This window comes from Parasutterella secunda, assembly GCF_016901835.1.
Taxonomy (GTDB): domain Bacteria; phylum Pseudomonadota; class Gammaproteobacteria; order Burkholderiales; family Burkholderiaceae_F; genus Aphodousia; species Aphodousia faecavium.
Map to the genome: position 1 here is coordinate 1 of NZ_JACJKX010000023.1, position 16,316 is coordinate 16,316.

Genomic DNA, 16,316 nt, shown 5'->3' on the forward strand with positions numbered 1-16,316 from the left:
CACCGAACTTGGCGGCCAATACCGTCGTAATTGCAGCCGTCAACGTCGTCTTACCATGGTCGACGTGACCGATCGTGCCCACGTTCACGTGGGGCTTGGTGCGTTCAAATTTACCTTTAGCCATTTCTATGGATCCTTTTAATGGTAATTTGTGAAATTAGTTACAACTTTTAAAGTCTACTCTTATTTGGTCTTTTCAGCGATAACTGCTTCGGCCACGTTACGCGGGGCTTCAGCGTAATGCTTAAATTCCATCGTGTAGGTTGCGCGGCCTTGCGTCAAAGAGCGCAATGTTGTGGCGTAACCGAACATTTCGGCCAACGGCACTTCAGCGCGAATAGCCTTACCACCACCGGCGATATCATCCATACCTTGGATCACACCGCGGCGAGAGGACAAGTCACCCATCACGTCGCCCATCTTTTCTTCAGGCGTTTCGACTTCAACGGCCATGATCGGTTCAAGCAGAACCGGATTGGCACGGCGCATACCTTCCTTGAAGGCCATAGAAGCGGCCATCTTAAAGGCGTTTTCGTTGGAGTCCACTTCGTGGTAGGAACCGAAATGCAACGTAACCTTAACGTCCACAACCGGGTAACCGGCCAACACACCAGCCTTCAAGGTGTCTTCCACACCCTTTTGAACGGCCGGGATGTATTCACGCGGCACCACACCACCCTTAATGGCATCGACGAATTCGAAGCCCTTGCCGGGTTCTTGCGGTTCAAGCTTGAGCACAACGTGACCGTATTGACCACGGCCGCCGGATTGCTTAACAAACTTGAATTCAGCGTTTTCAACCGTCGAACGAATCGTTTCACGATAGGCCACTTGGGGTTTACCAACCGTGGCTTCCACGTTAAATTCGCGGCGCATGCGGTCAACCAAAATTTCCAAGTGCAATTCACCCATACCGGAAATAATCGTCTGACCGGATTCTTCATCGGTACGCACACGGAAGGACGGGTCTTCTTGAGCCAAGCGATTCAAGGCGATACCCATCTTTTCTTGGTCAGCCTTGGTCTTCGGTTCCACAGCTTGAGAAATCACCGGTTCCGGGAATTCCATGCGTTCGAGGATGATCGGGTTGGCGACGTCGCAGAGCGTATCACCGGAGGTCACTTCCTTCAAACCCACAGCAGCAGCGATATCACCGGCTTCAGCTTCCTTAATTTCCTTACGTTCGTTAGCGTGCATTTGGAGCAAGCGGCCGATACGTTCCTTCTTGTTCTTCACGGAGTTCAAAACCGTTTCACCGGACACGAGAACACCGGAATAAACACGCAAGAAGGTCAACTGACCGACATACGGGTCAGTCATGATCTTAAAGGCCAAAGCAGAGAACGGGGCCTTGTCATCGGCTTCACGGCTGACTTCATTGTCATCCAAGTCGACGCCCTTAACCGGCGGAATATCCACAGGAGAGGGCAAGAACTGAACCACGGCATCCAACATACGTTGAACACCCTTGTTCTTAAAGGCGGTACCGCAGAGCATCGGTTGAATTTCGCAAGCGATCGTGCGTTGACGCAAGCCTTGAATGATTTCTTCTTCACTCAATTCGCCGTTTTCCAAGTACTTGTTCATCAAGTCTTCGTTGGCTTCGGCGGCGGCTTCAATCATGTTTTCACGCCACTTTTCAGCATCGGCTTGCAATTCAGCAGGAATCTCACCGTATTCGAACTTCATACCTTGGCTGGCTTCGTCCCAAATGATGGAACGCATCTTCAGAAGGTCCACAACACCTTCAAAAGTATCTTCAGCACCGATAGGAATCACGATAGGCACCGGGTTAGCCTTCAAGCGCACGCGCATTTGATCGTAGACCTTGAAGAAGTTGGCACCGGTACGGTCCATCTTATTCACGAAGGCCAAACGAGGCACGTGATACTTGTTGGCTTGACGCCACACGGTTTCAGATTGCGGCTGAACGCCACCCACAGCGCAGTAAACCATGCAAGCGCCGTCCAAGACGCGCATGGAACGTTCCACTTCAACGGTGAAGTCAACGTGCCCCGGGGTATCAATGATGTTCAGGCGGTGTTCAGGGAACTTACCGTCCATGCCGCGCCAGAACGTCGTCGTTGCAGCAGACGTAATCGTAATTCCCTTTTCTTGTTCCTGTTCCATCCAGTCCATGGTGGCGGCGCCATCATGCACTTCACCGAGCTTATGGGTAACACCCGTGTAGAACAGAATACGTTCAGTGGTCGTGGTCTTACCCGCATCAATGTGGGCAGAAATCCCGATATTGCGATAACGCGAGATCGGAGTAGTACGAGCCATTATGTTTCCCCTAGTTGGAGATGATGCGCTTGGCTTTTAACCTACAAGCGCATCAGGTTAATCAAATTAGAAACGGAAGTGAGAGAAAGCCTTGTTAGCTTCAGCCATGCGGTGAACTTCATCACGCTTCTTCATGGCACCACCACGGCCTTCGGCCGCATCCAACAACTCACCAGCTAAGCGTTGGGGCATCGACTTTTCAGCGCGCTTCTTAGCGGCTTCGCGCAACCAGCGCATGGCCAAAGCCATACGACGGACAGGGCGAACTTCAACCGGAACTTGGTAGTTAGCACCACCAACACGACGGCTCTTGACTTCCACGAGCGGACGAACATTGTCGAGAGCGGTCTTAAACACTTCCAAAGCGTCCTTACCGGTCTTAGCTTCAATTTCACTTAAAGCGCCATAAACGATGCGTTCAGCGACGGCCTTCTTGCCATCGAGCATGATCACGTTAACAAACTTGGCGATTTCTACACTGCCGAACTTCGGATCCGGCAAAATTTCACGTTTCGGTACTTCGCGACGACGGGGCATTTTTTTCCTCTTTCGTAGTCTTCAGTCTAAACAATGCGATCACTCAAATAGGATCGCGACTTACTCGGTCTTTTCATCAAACTTAATCGGAAGAATCAGACCGTTCACGGCTACAATGCGCCGCGAATTAAGCTGCCTTCGGGCGCTTGGCGCCGTACTTGGAGCGAGCTTGCTTACGATCCTTCACACCTTGGGTGTCCAAAGAACCGCGGATGATGTGGTAACGCACACCAGGCAAGTCCTTAACACGACCGCCGCGGATCAACACGACGCTGTGTTCTTGCAAGTTGTGGCCTTCACCACCGATGTAAGAAATGACCTCAAAGCCGTTGGTCAAACGCACCTTAGCAACCTTACGCAAAGCGGAGTTCGGCTTCTTCGGGGTTGTGGTGTACACGCGCGTGCAAACGCCACGCTTTTGCGGGCAGTTCTTGAGCGCGGGGCTCTTGCTTTTATCATGCGTGAGCACACGGGGCTTACGCACTAATTGGTTAATGGTAGGCATAAATATCCGTATTAAAAATTCTCCGACCAGGCTCTCGCATGGAAGGCAGAATTGCTGGTTTTAAAATACCAAGACAGTAAGCACAAAAGACCCTTCATCGATACAGTTTCCCCATATCAATGAAAGGTTACTTCAGAACTAAAGTCCTGGGAGACCGAGAGTATCGTCTTTTTTTTCCTTATTGTCAAGGGCTTAAACGTTTTTTGCCCCATTAATAACACATTGTTATCGTTTTTTCCGGCGATTGCTCTTTCTTGTTTAGAAAATCTTTTTCCACTCAGGCAGACTCATCAACTATATTTCGTAGCCTTTTGAGTTTTGGATATCAATATTCAGTTTCAAACCAAACAAACAAAAGAAAAGACCCGGGAATTTAACCTTAAAAAGGTTCTTACCCGAGTCTTTATTCGGCTCCGGCTTTTCTCCGGAGCCTTGAGAAGCGCACCTGCGGATTACTCTTCTTTGGTCACTGTTTCAGTTACAACCGCTTCATCAACGGCTTCCTGAGAAGTGAAAGAAGAGGTGAAGCCGGCCGATTCTTGTGCTTCAGCCATTTCATTAGCCTTGACAGCTTTGTGGTAGGCCAAGCCAGTACCGGCAGGGATCAAACGACCCACAATCACATTTTCCTTCAAACCGCGCAACTCGTCCTTCTTGCCCATAATAGCTGCTTCGGTGAGCACTCTCGTCGTTTCCTGGAAGGAAGCGGCCGAGATGAAGGAGTCGGTCGACAAACTGGCCTTCGTGATACCGAGGAGCACGTTTTCGTACAATGCAGGACGCTTACCGGCAGCGATTGCCTTATCGTTTTCATCCAACATTTCTGAACGTTCCACCTGTTCGTCACGAATAAACTTCGTGTCACCCGGATCCGTGATCTTCACACGACGCAACATCTGACGAACAATCACTTCAATGTGCTTGTCGTTAATGGCCACACCTTGCAGACGGTACACATCTTGAACTTCGTCAACAATGTAACGGGACAGGGCTTCAATACCGAGCAAGCGCAAGATGTCGTGCGGATCAGCAGGACCTTCGACAATTTCTTCACCCTTTTGAACCACTTGACCGTCGTGAACAAGGATGCTCTTGTCCTTACTGATCAAGAATTCATGATCGGTTCCTTCGTTGTCGGTAATCACCAGGCGTTGTTTACCCTTCGTTTCCTTACCGAAGGTCACCGTACCCGTCACTTCAGCCAGCACGCCGGCATCCTTCGGAGAACGGGCTTCAAACAATTCGGCCACACGGGGCAAACCACCGGTAATATCACGCGTCTTTTGCGATTCAACCGGAATACGAGCCAACACTTCACCGCGGCCGATCTTTTGACCATCGCGAACAACGATCAAAGCACCGACCGGCAACTGAATGGTTACTCGGTGATCGGTTCCCGGAATCTTCACTTCGTTGCCGTTTTCATCCAAAAGGCGAACGGCAGGACGCAAGACTTGAGCGGTGCCCTTCTTACCCTTGGAAGCAGCTGCAGTAGAACGCTTCGGGTCAATAACCACGAGGCTGGACAAACCGGTCACTTCATCGGTTTGACTCATCACCGTGACGTTATCGACCACACCTTCAAACTGAACCGTGCCGCCGTATTCAGAAATAATCGGGCGAGTCATCGGATCCCAGGTTGCCAATTGCGTACCGGCCTTGATCTGTTGATCAGGTTTGGCCAATAACGTGGCACCGTAAGGTACCTTATGGCGTTCACGTTCACGACCGTTGTCGCTGATGATGATTTCACCGGAGCGGGAAATCACAACGAGATCACCCTTGGCACTCGTCACATAGCGCATCGCAGAGGAGTAGCTCACCTGACCGCTGACCTTGGCTTCAACCGAGCTTGCCACTGCAGCACGACTGGCGGCACCACCGATGTGGAACGTACGCATCGTCAACTGCGTACCCGGTTCACCAATGGACTGTGCAGCGATAACACCGACGGCCTCACCAACATTAACCAAGGAACCACGACCCAAGTCACGACCGTAGCACTTAGCGCACAAGCCGTAACGCGTTTGGCAGGTCAACGGCGTGCGGACCATCACTTCGTCGATACCCAATTTTTCGATGAGATCGCATTCATCTTCTGCCAACAAGGTACCGGCAGTGATAACCACTTCACCCGTTTCCGGATTGACAATGTCAGCGCTCGTTACGCGACCCAACACACGGTCACGCAACGACTGGATCACATCACCGCCTTCGACCAAGGCCTTCATGCTCACGCCTTGCGTGGTGTGGCAATCTTCTTCCGTGACCACCAAATCCTGCGTCACATCAACCAGACGCCGGGTAAGGTAACCGGAGTTAGCCGTCTTCAAGGCCGTATCAGCCAAACCCTTACGGGCACCGTGAGTAGAAATAAAGTACTGCAGTACGTTCAAACCTTCACGGAAGTTAGCGGTAATAGGCGTTTCAATAATGGAGCCGTCAGGCTTAGCCATCAAACCACGCATACCGGCCAACTGACGGATCTGAGCTGCAGAACCACGAGCGCCGGAGTCAGCCATCATGTAGATGGAGTTAAAGGATTCCTGCTTGGTAAGCTTGCCATGGCGGTCAATGACCGGTTCCGTGGAAAGCTCTTCCATCATGACCTTACCGACTTGATCAGCCGTGCGACCCCAAATATCCACCACCTTGTTGTAGCGTTCGCCTTGTGTCACCAAACCGGAAGCGTATTGAGCTTCGATTTCCTTCACTTCCTTTTCAGCCGCGGCGATAAGCTCAGACTTCTTAGCCGGAACCGTCATGTCGCCGATGCAGATCGACAAACCACCCAAAGTGGACAATGCATAGCCGCGGTCTTTCAAGCGGTCAGCAAAGAGCACCGTCGCACGCAAACCGCACTTGCGGAAACAGGTGTTGATGAGGCGAGCGATTTCCTTCTTCTTGAGGGTGCGGTTCAATTCCGCAAAGCTCATACCCTCAGGCAAAATTTCCGACAACAAAGCGCGACCGGCCGTTGTTTCATAACGGACAATCTTTTCGGTCTTTTCACCGGTCTTCTTGTTGACTTCGTACTCTTTAATACGAACCGTACAACGGGTTTGCAACTCAATCTTCTTGTTGTCCAACGCACGACGAACTTCTGCTACGTCAGCGAAGAACATCCCTTCACCCATGGCGTTGATACGCTCACGCGTGGAGTAATAAAGACCGAGCACCATGTCCTGAGACGGAACGATGGACGGATTACCGTTAGCCGGGAAGAGCACGTTGTTGGAGGCAAGCATCAAGGTGCGGGCTTCCAACTGAGCTTCCAGAGAAAGCGGCACGTGCACAGCCATTTGGTCACCGTCGAAGTCAGCGTTAAAGGCTGCGCAAACGAGCGGGTGCAATTGAATGGCCTTACCTTCAATCAACTTCGGTTCGAATGCTTGAATACCCAAACGGTGCAACGTCGGGGCACGGTTAAGCATCACCGGGTGTTCATAAATAACTTCTTCGAGGATATCCCAAACGACCGGCTCTTGGTTATCGACCATCTTCTTGGCTGCTTTGATCGTCATAGCCAAGCCACGGCGTTCAAGCTTATTGAAGATGAAGGGCTTGAACAATTCCAAGGCCATCAACTTCGGCAAACCGCATTGATGTAAACGCAGGTACGGACCGACCGTAATCACGGAACGACCGGAGTAGTCAACACGTTTACCCAAAAGGTTCTGACGGAAGCGACCGCTCTTACCCTTGATCATGTCAGCCAGGGATTTCAACGGGCGCTTAGACGGACCCGTCATCGCCTTACCGCGACGACCGTTATCGAGCAAGCTGTCCACAGCTTCCTGCAACATACGCTTTTCGTTGCGGATGATGATGTCCGGAGCCTTAAGTTCAAGCAGGCGCTTGAGACGATTGTTGCGGTTAATCACCCGACGATACAAATCGTTCAAATCAGACGTTGCAAAGCGACCGCCGTCCAACGGCACCAACGGACGCAAATCCGGCGGCAACACCGGCAGCACTTCCATCACCATCCATTCGGGCTTGACGCCAGAGCGTTGGAAGCCTTCAAGGACTTTCAGACGCTTGGAGAACTTCTTGATCTTTGCATCAGAAGAGGTGTCTTCAAGTTCCTTGCGCAACGTTTCAACTTCGTGGTCCACATCGATAGTACGAAGCATTTCACGAATGGCTTCAGCACCCATCATCGCCTTGAAGTCGGAACCGAATTGCTCAACCTTTTCAAGATATTCGTCTTCGGTGAGCAATTGGCCGCGCTTCAAATCGGTCATGCCCGGATCCACCACGCAATAGGCTTCAAAATAAAGCACGCGTTCGATATCACGCAAGGGGATATCCAACACCATACCCATACGGGACGGCAGGCTCTTTAAAAACCAAATGTGCGCAACAGGGCTGGCCAATTCAATGTGGCCCATGCGTTCACGACGCACCTTAGACAAGGTCACTTCTACGCCGCACTTTTCACACACGACACCGCGGTGCTTCAAACGCTTGTATTTACCGCACAAGCATTCATAGTCCTTTACCGGCCCGAAGATCTTGGCACAGAACAGACCGTCGCGCTCCGGCTTAAAAGTACGGTAGTTGATGGTCTCCGGTTTCTTCACTTCACCGTAAGACCAAGAACGGATCTTCTCAGGCGAAGCAAGACCAATCTTGATCGCGTCGAAGTGATCGTCCTGATTAAATTGTTTAAACAGATCGATAAGCGGATTCATATCTGTTCTGTCCTTAATTACGTTCGAGGTCGATGTCGATACCCAACGACCGGATTTCCTTCACCAACACGTTGAACGATTCCGGCATACCGGCTTCGAGCACGTGTTCGCCCTTGACAATGTTTTCGTAAACCTTCGTACGACCGTTGACATCGTCAGATTTCACCGTAAGCATTTCTTGCAACACATAAGAAGCACCGTAAGCTTCCAAAGCCCACACTTCCATTTCACCGAAGCGTTGGCCGCCGAATTGAGCTTTACCGCCCAACGGCTGTTGTGTCACCAACGAGTACGGACCCGTGGAACGAGCATGCATCTTGTCGTCAACCAAGTGGTGCAACTTCAGATAGTGCATGTAACCCACCGTGACCGGACGATCAAACGCTTCACCGGTACGACCGTCATAGAGCGTGCATTGAGTCTTCGACGGAGTCAATTGCAAACGCTTAGCCACATCTTCCGGGAAGGCCAAATCAAGCATCTTGCGGATTTGCTCTTCACTTGCACCGTCAAACACCGGGGTAGCAAACGGCACACCATTTTGAAGATTTTCAGCCAAACGCATGATTTCATCGTCAGTGAGGCTATCCAAATCTTCCTTCTTACCGGTTTCGTTATAGATCTTGTCCAAGAAAGCACGCATTTGAGCCACTTGGCAGCTCTTTAACATTTCACCGATTCGCCAACCCAAACCCTTGGCGGCCCAACCCAAGTGCACTTCAAGCACCTGACCGATGTTCATACGAGACGGCACACCGAGCGGGTTAAGAGCCACGTCTGCGGGACGACCGTCGGCCATGTACGGCATATCTTCTACCGGGCAGATCTTGGAGACCACACCCTTGTTACCGTGGCGGCCGGCCATCTTATCGCCGGGTTGCAAACGACGTTTTTCAGCGATGTAAACCTTCACCATCTTGAGCACGCCCGGGGGCAATTCATCACCCTGGGTAAGCTTCTTACGCTTGATATCGAAGGCACGATCAAATTCATGGCGCTTGTCATCGAGCTGTGCACGCATGTCTTCGAGCAACTTCTGATCGGCTTCTTCAACCATGCGAAGATCAAAGATTTCAAAGCCTTTAAGACTGTCAAGATATTCCTTCGTCAAGACAGCCTTCTTGAGACCCTTCGGACCACCTTCGGCTTTCTTTCCTTCCAACTGGCGAGCCAAACGAGCAAAACCGTCGGTTTCGACAATACGAAGTTTCTCATCCAAGTCCTGACGATAACGCTTCAACGATTCGTCAATGATGGAATTGGCACGAGCGTCACGCTCCACGCCTTCACGCGTAAAGACTTGAACGTCGATAACCGTACCGGTCATGCCGGACGGAACACGCAAAGACGTATCCTTCACGTCGCTGGCCTTTTCACCGAAGATCACGCGCAAGAGCTTTTCTTCCGGTGTCAGCTGGGTTTCACCCTTCGGCGTTACCTTACCGACCAACACGTCACCGGCTTTAACTTCAGCACCGATTTGCACGATGCCGCATTCGTCCAAACGAGCCAATTGATTTTCAGACAAGTTGGAAATATCGCGAGTAATTTCTTCGGCACCCAACTTCGTGTCACGAGCAACCACGGAGAGCTCTTCGATGTGAATAGACGTATAGCGGTCATCGGCCACCACGCGTTCACTGATCAACACCGAGTCTTCGTAGTTGTAGCCGTTCCACGGCATGAAGGCCACCAAAAGGTTTTGACCGAGGGCCAATTCACCCATGTCGGTCGAAGCACCGTCGGCAAGCACATCACCACGAGCAACCACATCTCCCGGGGCCACAATCGGACGCTGGTTAATGTTGGTGCTTTGGTTGGAACGGGTGAACTTTTGCAGGTTGTAGATATCTACACCGACTTCACCGGCCACATTTTCGTCGTCATTGACGCGAATCACCACACGATTAGCGTCGACGTAGTCAACCACACCGCCACGCTTGGCTTGAACCGCGGTCTTGGAGTCCACTGCCACCGTGCGTTCCACACCGGTACCCACAACAGGTTTTTCCGGACGCAAGCAAGGCACACCCTGACGTTGCATGTTTGAACCCATCAATGCGCGGTTAGCGTCATCGTGTTCCAAGAACGGAATCAAGGAAGCAGCAGCAGAAACCACCTGCAACGGCGAGACGTCCATGTATTGAACGCGTTCCGGGCTCACCATCACGGTTTCCCCGTTTTCACGAGCGCTGACCAATTCTTGAGTCAGACGACCGTCGTCATCCAATTCAGAGTTAGCCTGACAGATAACGTATTTACCTTCTTCAATGGCCGAGAGGTAATCAATTTGATCGGTCACCTTGCAATCAATCACCTTACGGTACGGCGTTTCCAAGAAACCGTATTCATTTAAGCGAGCATACAAAGCGAGCGAGTTGATCAAACCGATATTCGGACCTTCAGGCGTTTCAATCGGGCACAAACGACCGTAGTGAGTCGGATGCACGTCGCGGACTTCAAAGCCGGCGCGTTCACGCGTCAAGCCACCCGGACCCAAAGCAGAAATACGGCGCTTGTGCGTAATTTCAGACAACGGGTTCGTCTGATCCATGAATTGGCTCAACTGGCTGGAACCAAAGAATTCACGAATAGCAGCAGAAATGGGCTTGCTGTTAATCAAGTCTTGCGGCGTGAGGTTATCGGACTCTGCCTGAGCCAAACGTTCACGAACGGCACGTTCAACGCGCACTAAACCGGAGCGGAACTGATTTTCAGCCAATTCGCCTACGCAACGCACGCGACGGTTACCCAAGTGGTCGATATCGTCGACTTCACCACGACCGTTACGCAATTCAACCAAAACCTTGACCGTATCAACAATGTCTTCATGAGTGAGCGTGCCCGGACCTTCAGAGGTAGGACGAGCCAAACGCGCATTGACCTTCATGCGACCGACACGAGATAAATCGTACGTTTCTTCAGAGAAGAACAAACGATTCATCAACATTTCCACAGCTTCTTCTGTAGGCGGCTCACCCGGGCGCATCATGCGGTAAATGGCTACGCGAGCAGACATTTCATCGGGCGTTTCATCGATACGCAAGGTATCGGAAATGAAGCTACCTTGGTCAAGCTCATTGGTGTAAATCGTCTGGAAGCCCTTAACCTTCGCTTCGCGCAACTTGGCCAACAATTCTTCGGTAATTTCATCGTTAGCAGCAGCCAACACTTCACCGGTTTCCCCGTCGACAATATCCTTTGCGAGCACACGGCCGATGAGGAATTCATCGTTGACAGACACAGTCTTCATATCCGCCATCTGACGAATATGGCGAGCCGTAATGCGCTTGTCTTTGGGGACAATCACTTCACCATCGCGACCGACGATGTCGAAACGCGCAACTTCACCCTTTAAGCGTTCCGGCACAAGCGTCATGGAGGCGCTACGAGCACCGAGCTTAAAAGTATCAAACTGGAAGAATGTTTCCAGAATCTGTTCCGCATTCATGCCCAAAGCCTTGAGCAAAATCGTCACAGGCATCTTGCGGCGACGGTCCACACGGAAATAGACCAGGTCCTTGGCATCAAATTCAAAGTCAAGCCAAGATCCACGGTACGGAATCATTCGGGCAGAGAACAACAACTTACCGGAGCTGTGAGTCTTACCCTTATCGTGTTCGAAGAACAGGCCCGGAGAACGGTGCAACTGACTGACGATAACACGTTCAGAACCGTTGATAATAAAGGAAGCCTTTTCCGTCATGAGCGGAATTTCGCCCATGTAAACATCGTTTTCGCGGATTTCTTTGATCCGGCTCTTGGCGGGATCGTCACGATCGATGATTTCCAAACGAATGCGAGCACGCAAACGGCTCGAGTAGGTCAAGCCGCGCAATTGACATTCGGCCACATCGAAAATCGGCTCATCGAGCGAATAGCTCTCAAACACCAAACGAGCCAGACCATTGTGGCTGGAGATCGGGAAAATAGACGTAAAGGCCGATTGCAAACCGAAATTGGGATTGCGATCAGCGGAGGCAACATCAGCCTGTAAAAATTCGGAATAAGACCGAAGTTGCATTTCCAATAAGGAAGGCACTGCGAGAACGCTCGGACGAGTAGCAAAACTCTTTCGAATGCGCTTCTTTTCAGTGAACGAGTACGACATGGACACTCCGTTCGACGTGAGATTGATGAAAAAAACGATTTCAGCCTAAGCAAGAGAAAAAAAAGAAAGACGCCAAAAGCCGCCCCAGGTATCTCTCAATACCTGAGCGGCAAATCGGTAGGTAAACTTTCTGTCAATCGAATTTTTTGCTGCTCACTCAGAAGACTTAGAACTGAACTCATTGAAGCAATTCAGTTCAAAGTCCTCCAGAAGAGGACTTCTCGGGCAACATCCCATCGAATATTGCCCGATTTTTGCCAGAACAGCAAGAATTACTTGAGTTCGACCTTGGCGCCAGCGGCTTCCAACTTCTTCTTGGCTTCTTCAGCGTCAGCCTTGGCCAAGCCTTCCTTAACAGCCTTCGGAGCGCCTTCGACCATGTCCTTGGCTTCCTTCAAGCCCAAACCGGTCAATTCGCGAACGGCCTTAATAACGGCGATCTTGTTAGAACCAACTTCAGCGAGGACAACGTCGAATTCCGTCTTTTCTTCAGCAGCGGCAGCAGCAGCGCCAGCAGCGGGAGCAGCCACAGCAACAGCGGCAGCAGCAGCGGAAACACCGAACTTTTCTTCCATCATCTTGATGAGTTCGGAAACTTCGAGAACGGTCATGGACGCAATTGCGTCGAGGATTTCTTCTTTCGTAAGGGCCATTTTATGACTCCAATAAAAAATTTCGTTTGTTAAATAAAAAATAGGTTAGGCAGCAGCCTTTTCCTTAGCATCGCGAACAGCGGCAACTGTGCGCACCATGCGCGCAGGCACTTCATTGAGCGTGCGGACGAACTTAGCAATCGGTTCGTTCATCGTAGCCATCAACTTAGCCAACAATTCTTCGCGGCTCGGCATCGTGGCGAGTTGTTCAACACCGGCAACGTCCAAAACGTTGTTCGGCATAGCACCGCCCTTAACAACCAGCTTATCGTTCTTCTTGGCAAAGGAGACTAACACCTTAGCAGCGGCGACCGGGTCAGCCGAGAAACCGTACACGAGGGGGCCGACGAATTGGTCGGACAAACCTTCGAACGGGGTACCGGCAACGGCACGACGCACCAGAGTGTTTTTAAGCACGCGCAATTGGACACCTTCCTTGCGAGCATTGGCACGCAATTGGGTAACCGCTTGAACGCTCAGCCCACGGTATTCGGCAATAACGATCGAACCAGCGTTGGCAACAATGCCACTCACTTCTTCGATAACTGCCGCTTTATCTTGACGATTAAGACCCACGGTCTGGCTCCACTCAGAGGTACCGAAAATATTTTCGGCACCGGTTTACAAATAACCGGCAACTCTCCGAGAGTCTCGCCTGCCATGCAGATTTGCACGATCAAACGAAATTTTCTCTCTTCGGTAGCCGTCTGCGCTGGACATCTTGAATTCAAAGAATTGCTTTTGACGTTATCAAATCTTCTTCAAGACAATTAAAACAGCACTGACAAGTTCTTAACATCTCTGCCGTCCAAACATCGGCAATGCTGTTTCCAGCGGTCTTTGACAGCGGGAAGCAAGCTTCCCACCCAAAGCCCTCGAGGCCTCACGACCTCTTTTGTGAGTTCGGCCCATGCCGAACTCACGGGTAATTCTTATTAAGCGACAACGGTTGAAACGTCAACGCGAACACCCACGCCCATCGTCGAGGACACAGAAACCTTGCGGAGGTACTGTCCCTTGGCAGAGGCGGGCTTAGCCTTGATCAATGCATCGATCAACGCCTTCAGGTTCGTTTCCAAGCGAGCAGCTTCAAAGGAAGCGCGACCGATGGAGGCGTGAATGATACCGGCCTTGTCAGCACGGAATTGCACTTGGCCGGCCTTGGCGTTCTTAACCGCTTCAGCCACGTTCGGCGTAACCGTACCCACCTTCGGGTTCGGCATCAAACCGCGCGGGCCTAAAATCTTACCCAATTGACCCACAACGCGCATGGCATCCGGAGAAGCGATCACGACATCAAAGTCGAGTTGACCGGCCTTAACCGTAGCAGCCAAGTCGTCAAAGCCGACGATGTCAGCACCGGCAGCCTTAGCTTCTTCAGCCTTAGCGCCTTGAGCAAACACGGCAACACGAACCGTCTTACCGGTACCTTCCGGCAAAACAGCAGCACCACGAACAGCTTGATCGGACTTACGCGGATCAATACCTAATTGGATAGCGACATCGACAGATTCGTCGAATTTGGCGCTAGCCGTTTCCTTAACCAACGTCAGAGCGTCGGCCACGGCATAAAACTTCTGCGCTTCAACCTTGGACTGAGCGGCCTTCATACGCTTTGTTAACTTAGCCATATTACAGACCCTCCACAGTAATGCCCATGGAACGAGCGCTACCAGCGATCGTACGAACAGCCGCATCCATGTCGGCAGCCGTCAGATCGGGCATCTTCGTCTTGGCGATTTCTTCGGCTTGAGCGCGAGTAATCTTACCCACCTTGTCCGTATGCGGACGAGAAGAACCCTTCTGAATCTTGGCGGCCTTCTTGATCAAAATCGTGGCCGGAGGGGTCTTCATAATGAAGGTAAAGCTCTTATCAGCGTAAGCAGTGATCACAACCGGAATGGGCAAGCCCGGTTCAACGCCTTGAGTACGGGCATTGAAAGCCTTGCAGAATTCCATGATGTTAAGACCGCGCTGACCGAGAGCGGGACCGATTGGGGGCGAGGGGTTAGCCTTGCCGGCGGGAACTTGCAGCTTAATATAGCCGACAATCTTCTTAGCCATTTGAGGTTTCCTTTTAGGTTCTAGCGCCTTCGCAAGATCTCTTGCTCCGGCTCCCTAGTAATTGTGTTTAACAGAAAGAGCGCGATTATGCCACCGAATTTTTAAAAATGCAAATCCAGTCACCTAATCGCGTATTTTTAACTAAATTTTTTCCACACCGCTGAATGAAATATCAACAGGTGTTTCACGTCCGAAGATTTCGACCGTTACACGCAAACGGCTACGGTCATAGTCCACTTCTTCGATACGTCCATTGAAATCGGCAAAAGCACCTTCCTTCAAACGAACAGTTTCGCCAACTTCAAAACTAATCTTGGGACGCGGTTTTTCAGCAGTTGCCTCTTGAGTACGCAAAATTGCTGCGATTTCATGGTCCGCTAAAGGAGCAGGACGATTACCACCCAAGAAACCCGTCACACGCGGCGTGTTCTTCACCAAATGCCACGTATCATCATTCATAACCATGTGAACAAGCACATAGCCGGCATACATGCGTCGCTCAGTTACATAGCGGCGGTTATTTCGAGTCTCAACCACTTCTTCAGTCGGAACCAACACTTCTCCGAATTGTTCCGGAAAAGCACAACGACCAATACGATCCGTCAGAGCTCTTTGTACACTCTTTTCCATACCGGAATAAACGTGTACAACATACCAACGCATCTTCGGCGCAGCGGCTTGTTGTTGCTCTTGCATTTCAGTCATACTGAGACTCTCCTATTAAAGGCTGAGCTTTAACAAAACGTCGTACAAGCCCCATTCAACGATCATGTCGACCAGGAACAAAAACACAGCAACGACGACCACAAACGCAATGACCATACCGGTCGAATTTAAAGTTTCCTTACGGGTAGGCCAAACCACACGGCGCAATTCATCGTAAGATTCGCGGCCATAAACAATAAAACGCTTGCCAGACGGGCTAAACCAAGCCACTAAAACTGCCAAGACCAAGCCACCGATCAATACGCCTAAGCGCACGAGCAATGTTTGGTCGCTTAAAAAGCTAAAGCCACAGACACCGGCTAAAGCCAAAACAACCGCTAAAGACACCAAAGCCATATCCGAGCCGGATTTTTTTTCTTCAGGTTTTGCGTTTTGTGTACTCATAATCTTTTTTTCCGGACGAGAACGATATGTTCAACCCGGTCATTCATTTATCAAAATAAAGAGCGTTTCTAACAGCACCAAGCCGCGATCACCAGACCGCGGCTTGCTAGCACTATATCTTGGGTGGCAGGGGCAGAAGGAATCGAACCCTCAACCTACGGTTTTGGAGACCGTCGCTCTGCCAATTGAGCTATACCCCTAACCCTTCTAAGGAGCCGTCATCGACGACCCCGTCGAATCCGAGATTATTCGATGATCTTGGCCACCACACCGGCGCCAACCGTACGACCACCTTCACGAACAGCGAAACGCAAGCCTTCGTTCATGGCGATCGGGCTGATCAATTGAACCGT

Annotated in this window: 13 protein-coding genes and 1 tRNA gene; all 14 read right to left on the reverse strand. The window is 51.0% G+C overall.

Annotated elements, in window-relative coordinates; all coding sequences use genetic code 11:
• Positions 1-124, reverse strand: a 124-nt coding sequence (locus H5985_RS08780) for a GTP-binding protein (RefSeq protein ID WP_239481500.1), incomplete at its 3' end; no start/stop codon positions are given.
• A gap of 59 nt (positions 125-183) precedes the next feature.
• Complete coding sequence (gene fusA, locus H5985_RS08785; RefSeq protein ID WP_205050943.1) at positions 184-2,286, reverse strand: elongation factor G; 2,103 nt, start codon at positions 2,284-2,286, stop codon at positions 184-186.
• Positions 2,287-2,352: 66 nt separating this feature from the next.
• Positions 2,353-2,823: a 30S ribosomal protein S7 gene (gene rpsG / locus H5985_RS08790; RefSeq protein WP_205050944.1), complete on the reverse strand. Its 471-nt coding sequence runs from the start codon at positions 2,821-2,823 to the stop codon at positions 2,353-2,355.
• A 127-nt stretch (positions 2,824-2,950) separates the two neighbouring features.
• Complete coding sequence (rpsL, locus tag H5985_RS08795) at positions 2,951-3,328, reverse strand: 30S ribosomal protein S12 (protein ID WP_022472439.1); 378 nt, start codon at positions 3,326-3,328, stop codon at positions 2,951-2,953.
• 452 nt (positions 3,329-3,780) lie between these two features.
• Positions 3,781-8,025, reverse strand: a complete 4,245-nt coding sequence (rpoC, locus tag H5985_RS08800; protein ID WP_205050945.1) for a DNA-directed RNA polymerase subunit beta' — start codon at positions 8,023-8,025, stop codon at positions 3,781-3,783.
• 13 nt (positions 8,026-8,038) lie between these two features.
• On the reverse strand, positions 8,039-12,136 hold the full coding sequence (rpoB, locus tag H5985_RS08805; RefSeq protein ID WP_205050946.1) for a DNA-directed RNA polymerase subunit beta: 4,098 nt from the start codon (positions 12,134-12,136) through the stop codon (positions 8,039-8,041).
• A 272-nt stretch (positions 12,137-12,408) separates the two neighbouring features.
• Positions 12,409-12,789, reverse strand: coding sequence for a 50S ribosomal protein L7/L12 (gene rplL, locus H5985_RS08810; protein ID WP_205050947.1), 381 nt, complete (start codon positions 12,787-12,789; stop codon positions 12,409-12,411).
• A gap of 45 nt (positions 12,790-12,834) precedes the next feature.
• Positions 12,835-13,365, reverse strand: coding sequence for a 50S ribosomal protein L10 (gene rplJ / locus H5985_RS08815; RefSeq protein WP_205050948.1), 531 nt, complete (start codon positions 13,363-13,365; stop codon positions 12,835-12,837).
• Between the two features lie 359 nt (positions 13,366-13,724).
• Positions 13,725-14,420, reverse strand: a complete 696-nt coding sequence (gene rplA / locus H5985_RS08820; protein WP_205050949.1) for a 50S ribosomal protein L1 — start codon at positions 14,418-14,420, stop codon at positions 13,725-13,727.
• A gap of 1 nt (position 14,421) precedes the next feature.
• Positions 14,422-14,853, reverse strand: a complete 432-nt coding sequence (gene rplK / locus H5985_RS08825) for a 50S ribosomal protein L11 (protein ID WP_022472607.1) — start codon at positions 14,851-14,853, stop codon at positions 14,422-14,424.
• A 141-nt stretch (positions 14,854-14,994) separates the two neighbouring features.
• Positions 14,995-15,558, reverse strand: coding sequence for a transcription termination/antitermination protein NusG (gene nusG, locus H5985_RS08830; RefSeq protein WP_205050950.1), 564 nt, complete (start codon positions 15,556-15,558; stop codon positions 14,995-14,997).
• A 15-nt stretch (positions 15,559-15,573) separates the two neighbouring features.
• Positions 15,574-15,963, reverse strand: a complete 390-nt coding sequence (gene secE / locus H5985_RS08835; RefSeq protein WP_205050951.1) for a preprotein translocase subunit SecE — start codon at positions 15,961-15,963, stop codon at positions 15,574-15,576.
• 124 nt (positions 15,964-16,087) lie between these two features.
• Positions 16,088-16,163: transfer RNA gene (locus tag H5985_RS08840), tRNA-Trp, on the reverse strand.
• A 45-nt stretch (positions 16,164-16,208) separates the two neighbouring features.
• A partial coding sequence (locus H5985_RS08845; protein WP_478219400.1) for an EF-Tu C-terminal domain-related protein occupies positions 16,209-16,316 on the reverse strand: 108 nt, incomplete at its 5' end.

What these genes read in the sequence shown, in the direction of transcription:
- fusA (WP_205050943.1), bottom strand. Translation starts at nt 2,286, where the DNA reads ATGGCTCGTACTACTCCGATCTCGCGTTATCGCAATATCGGGATTTCT.
- rpsG (WP_205050944.1), bottom strand. Translation starts at nt 2,823, where the DNA reads ATGCCCCGTCGTCGCGAAGTACCGAAACGTGAAATTTTGCCGGATCCG.
- rpsL (WP_022472439.1), bottom strand. Translation starts at nt 3,328, where the DNA reads ATGCCTACCATTAACCAATTAGTGCGTAAGCCCCGTGTGCTCACGCAT.
- rpoC (WP_205050945.1), bottom strand. Translation starts at nt 8,025, where the DNA reads ATGAATCCGCTTATCGATCTGTTTAAACAATTTAATCAGGACGATCAC.
- rpoB (WP_205050946.1), bottom strand. Translation starts at nt 12,136, where the DNA reads ATGTCGTACTCGTTCACTGAAAAGAAGCGCATTCGAAAGAGTTTTGCT.
- rplL (WP_205050947.1), bottom strand. Translation starts at nt 12,789, where the DNA reads ATGGCCCTTACGAAAGAAGAAATCCTCGACGCAATTGCGTCCATGACC.
- rplA (WP_205050949.1), bottom strand. Translation starts at nt 14,420, where the DNA reads ATGGCTAAGTTAACAAAGCGTATGAAGGCCGCTCAGTCCAAGGTTGAA.
- rplK (WP_022472607.1), bottom strand. Translation starts at nt 14,853, where the DNA reads ATGGCTAAGAAGATTGTCGGCTATATTAAGCTGCAAGTTCCCGCCGGC.
- nusG (WP_205050950.1), bottom strand. Translation starts at nt 15,558, where the DNA reads ATGACTGAAATGCAAGAGCAACAACAAGCCGCTGCGCCGAAGATGCGT.
- secE (WP_205050951.1), bottom strand. Translation starts at nt 15,963, where the DNA reads ATGAGTACACAAAACGCAAAACCTGAAGAAAAAAAATCCGGCTCGGAT.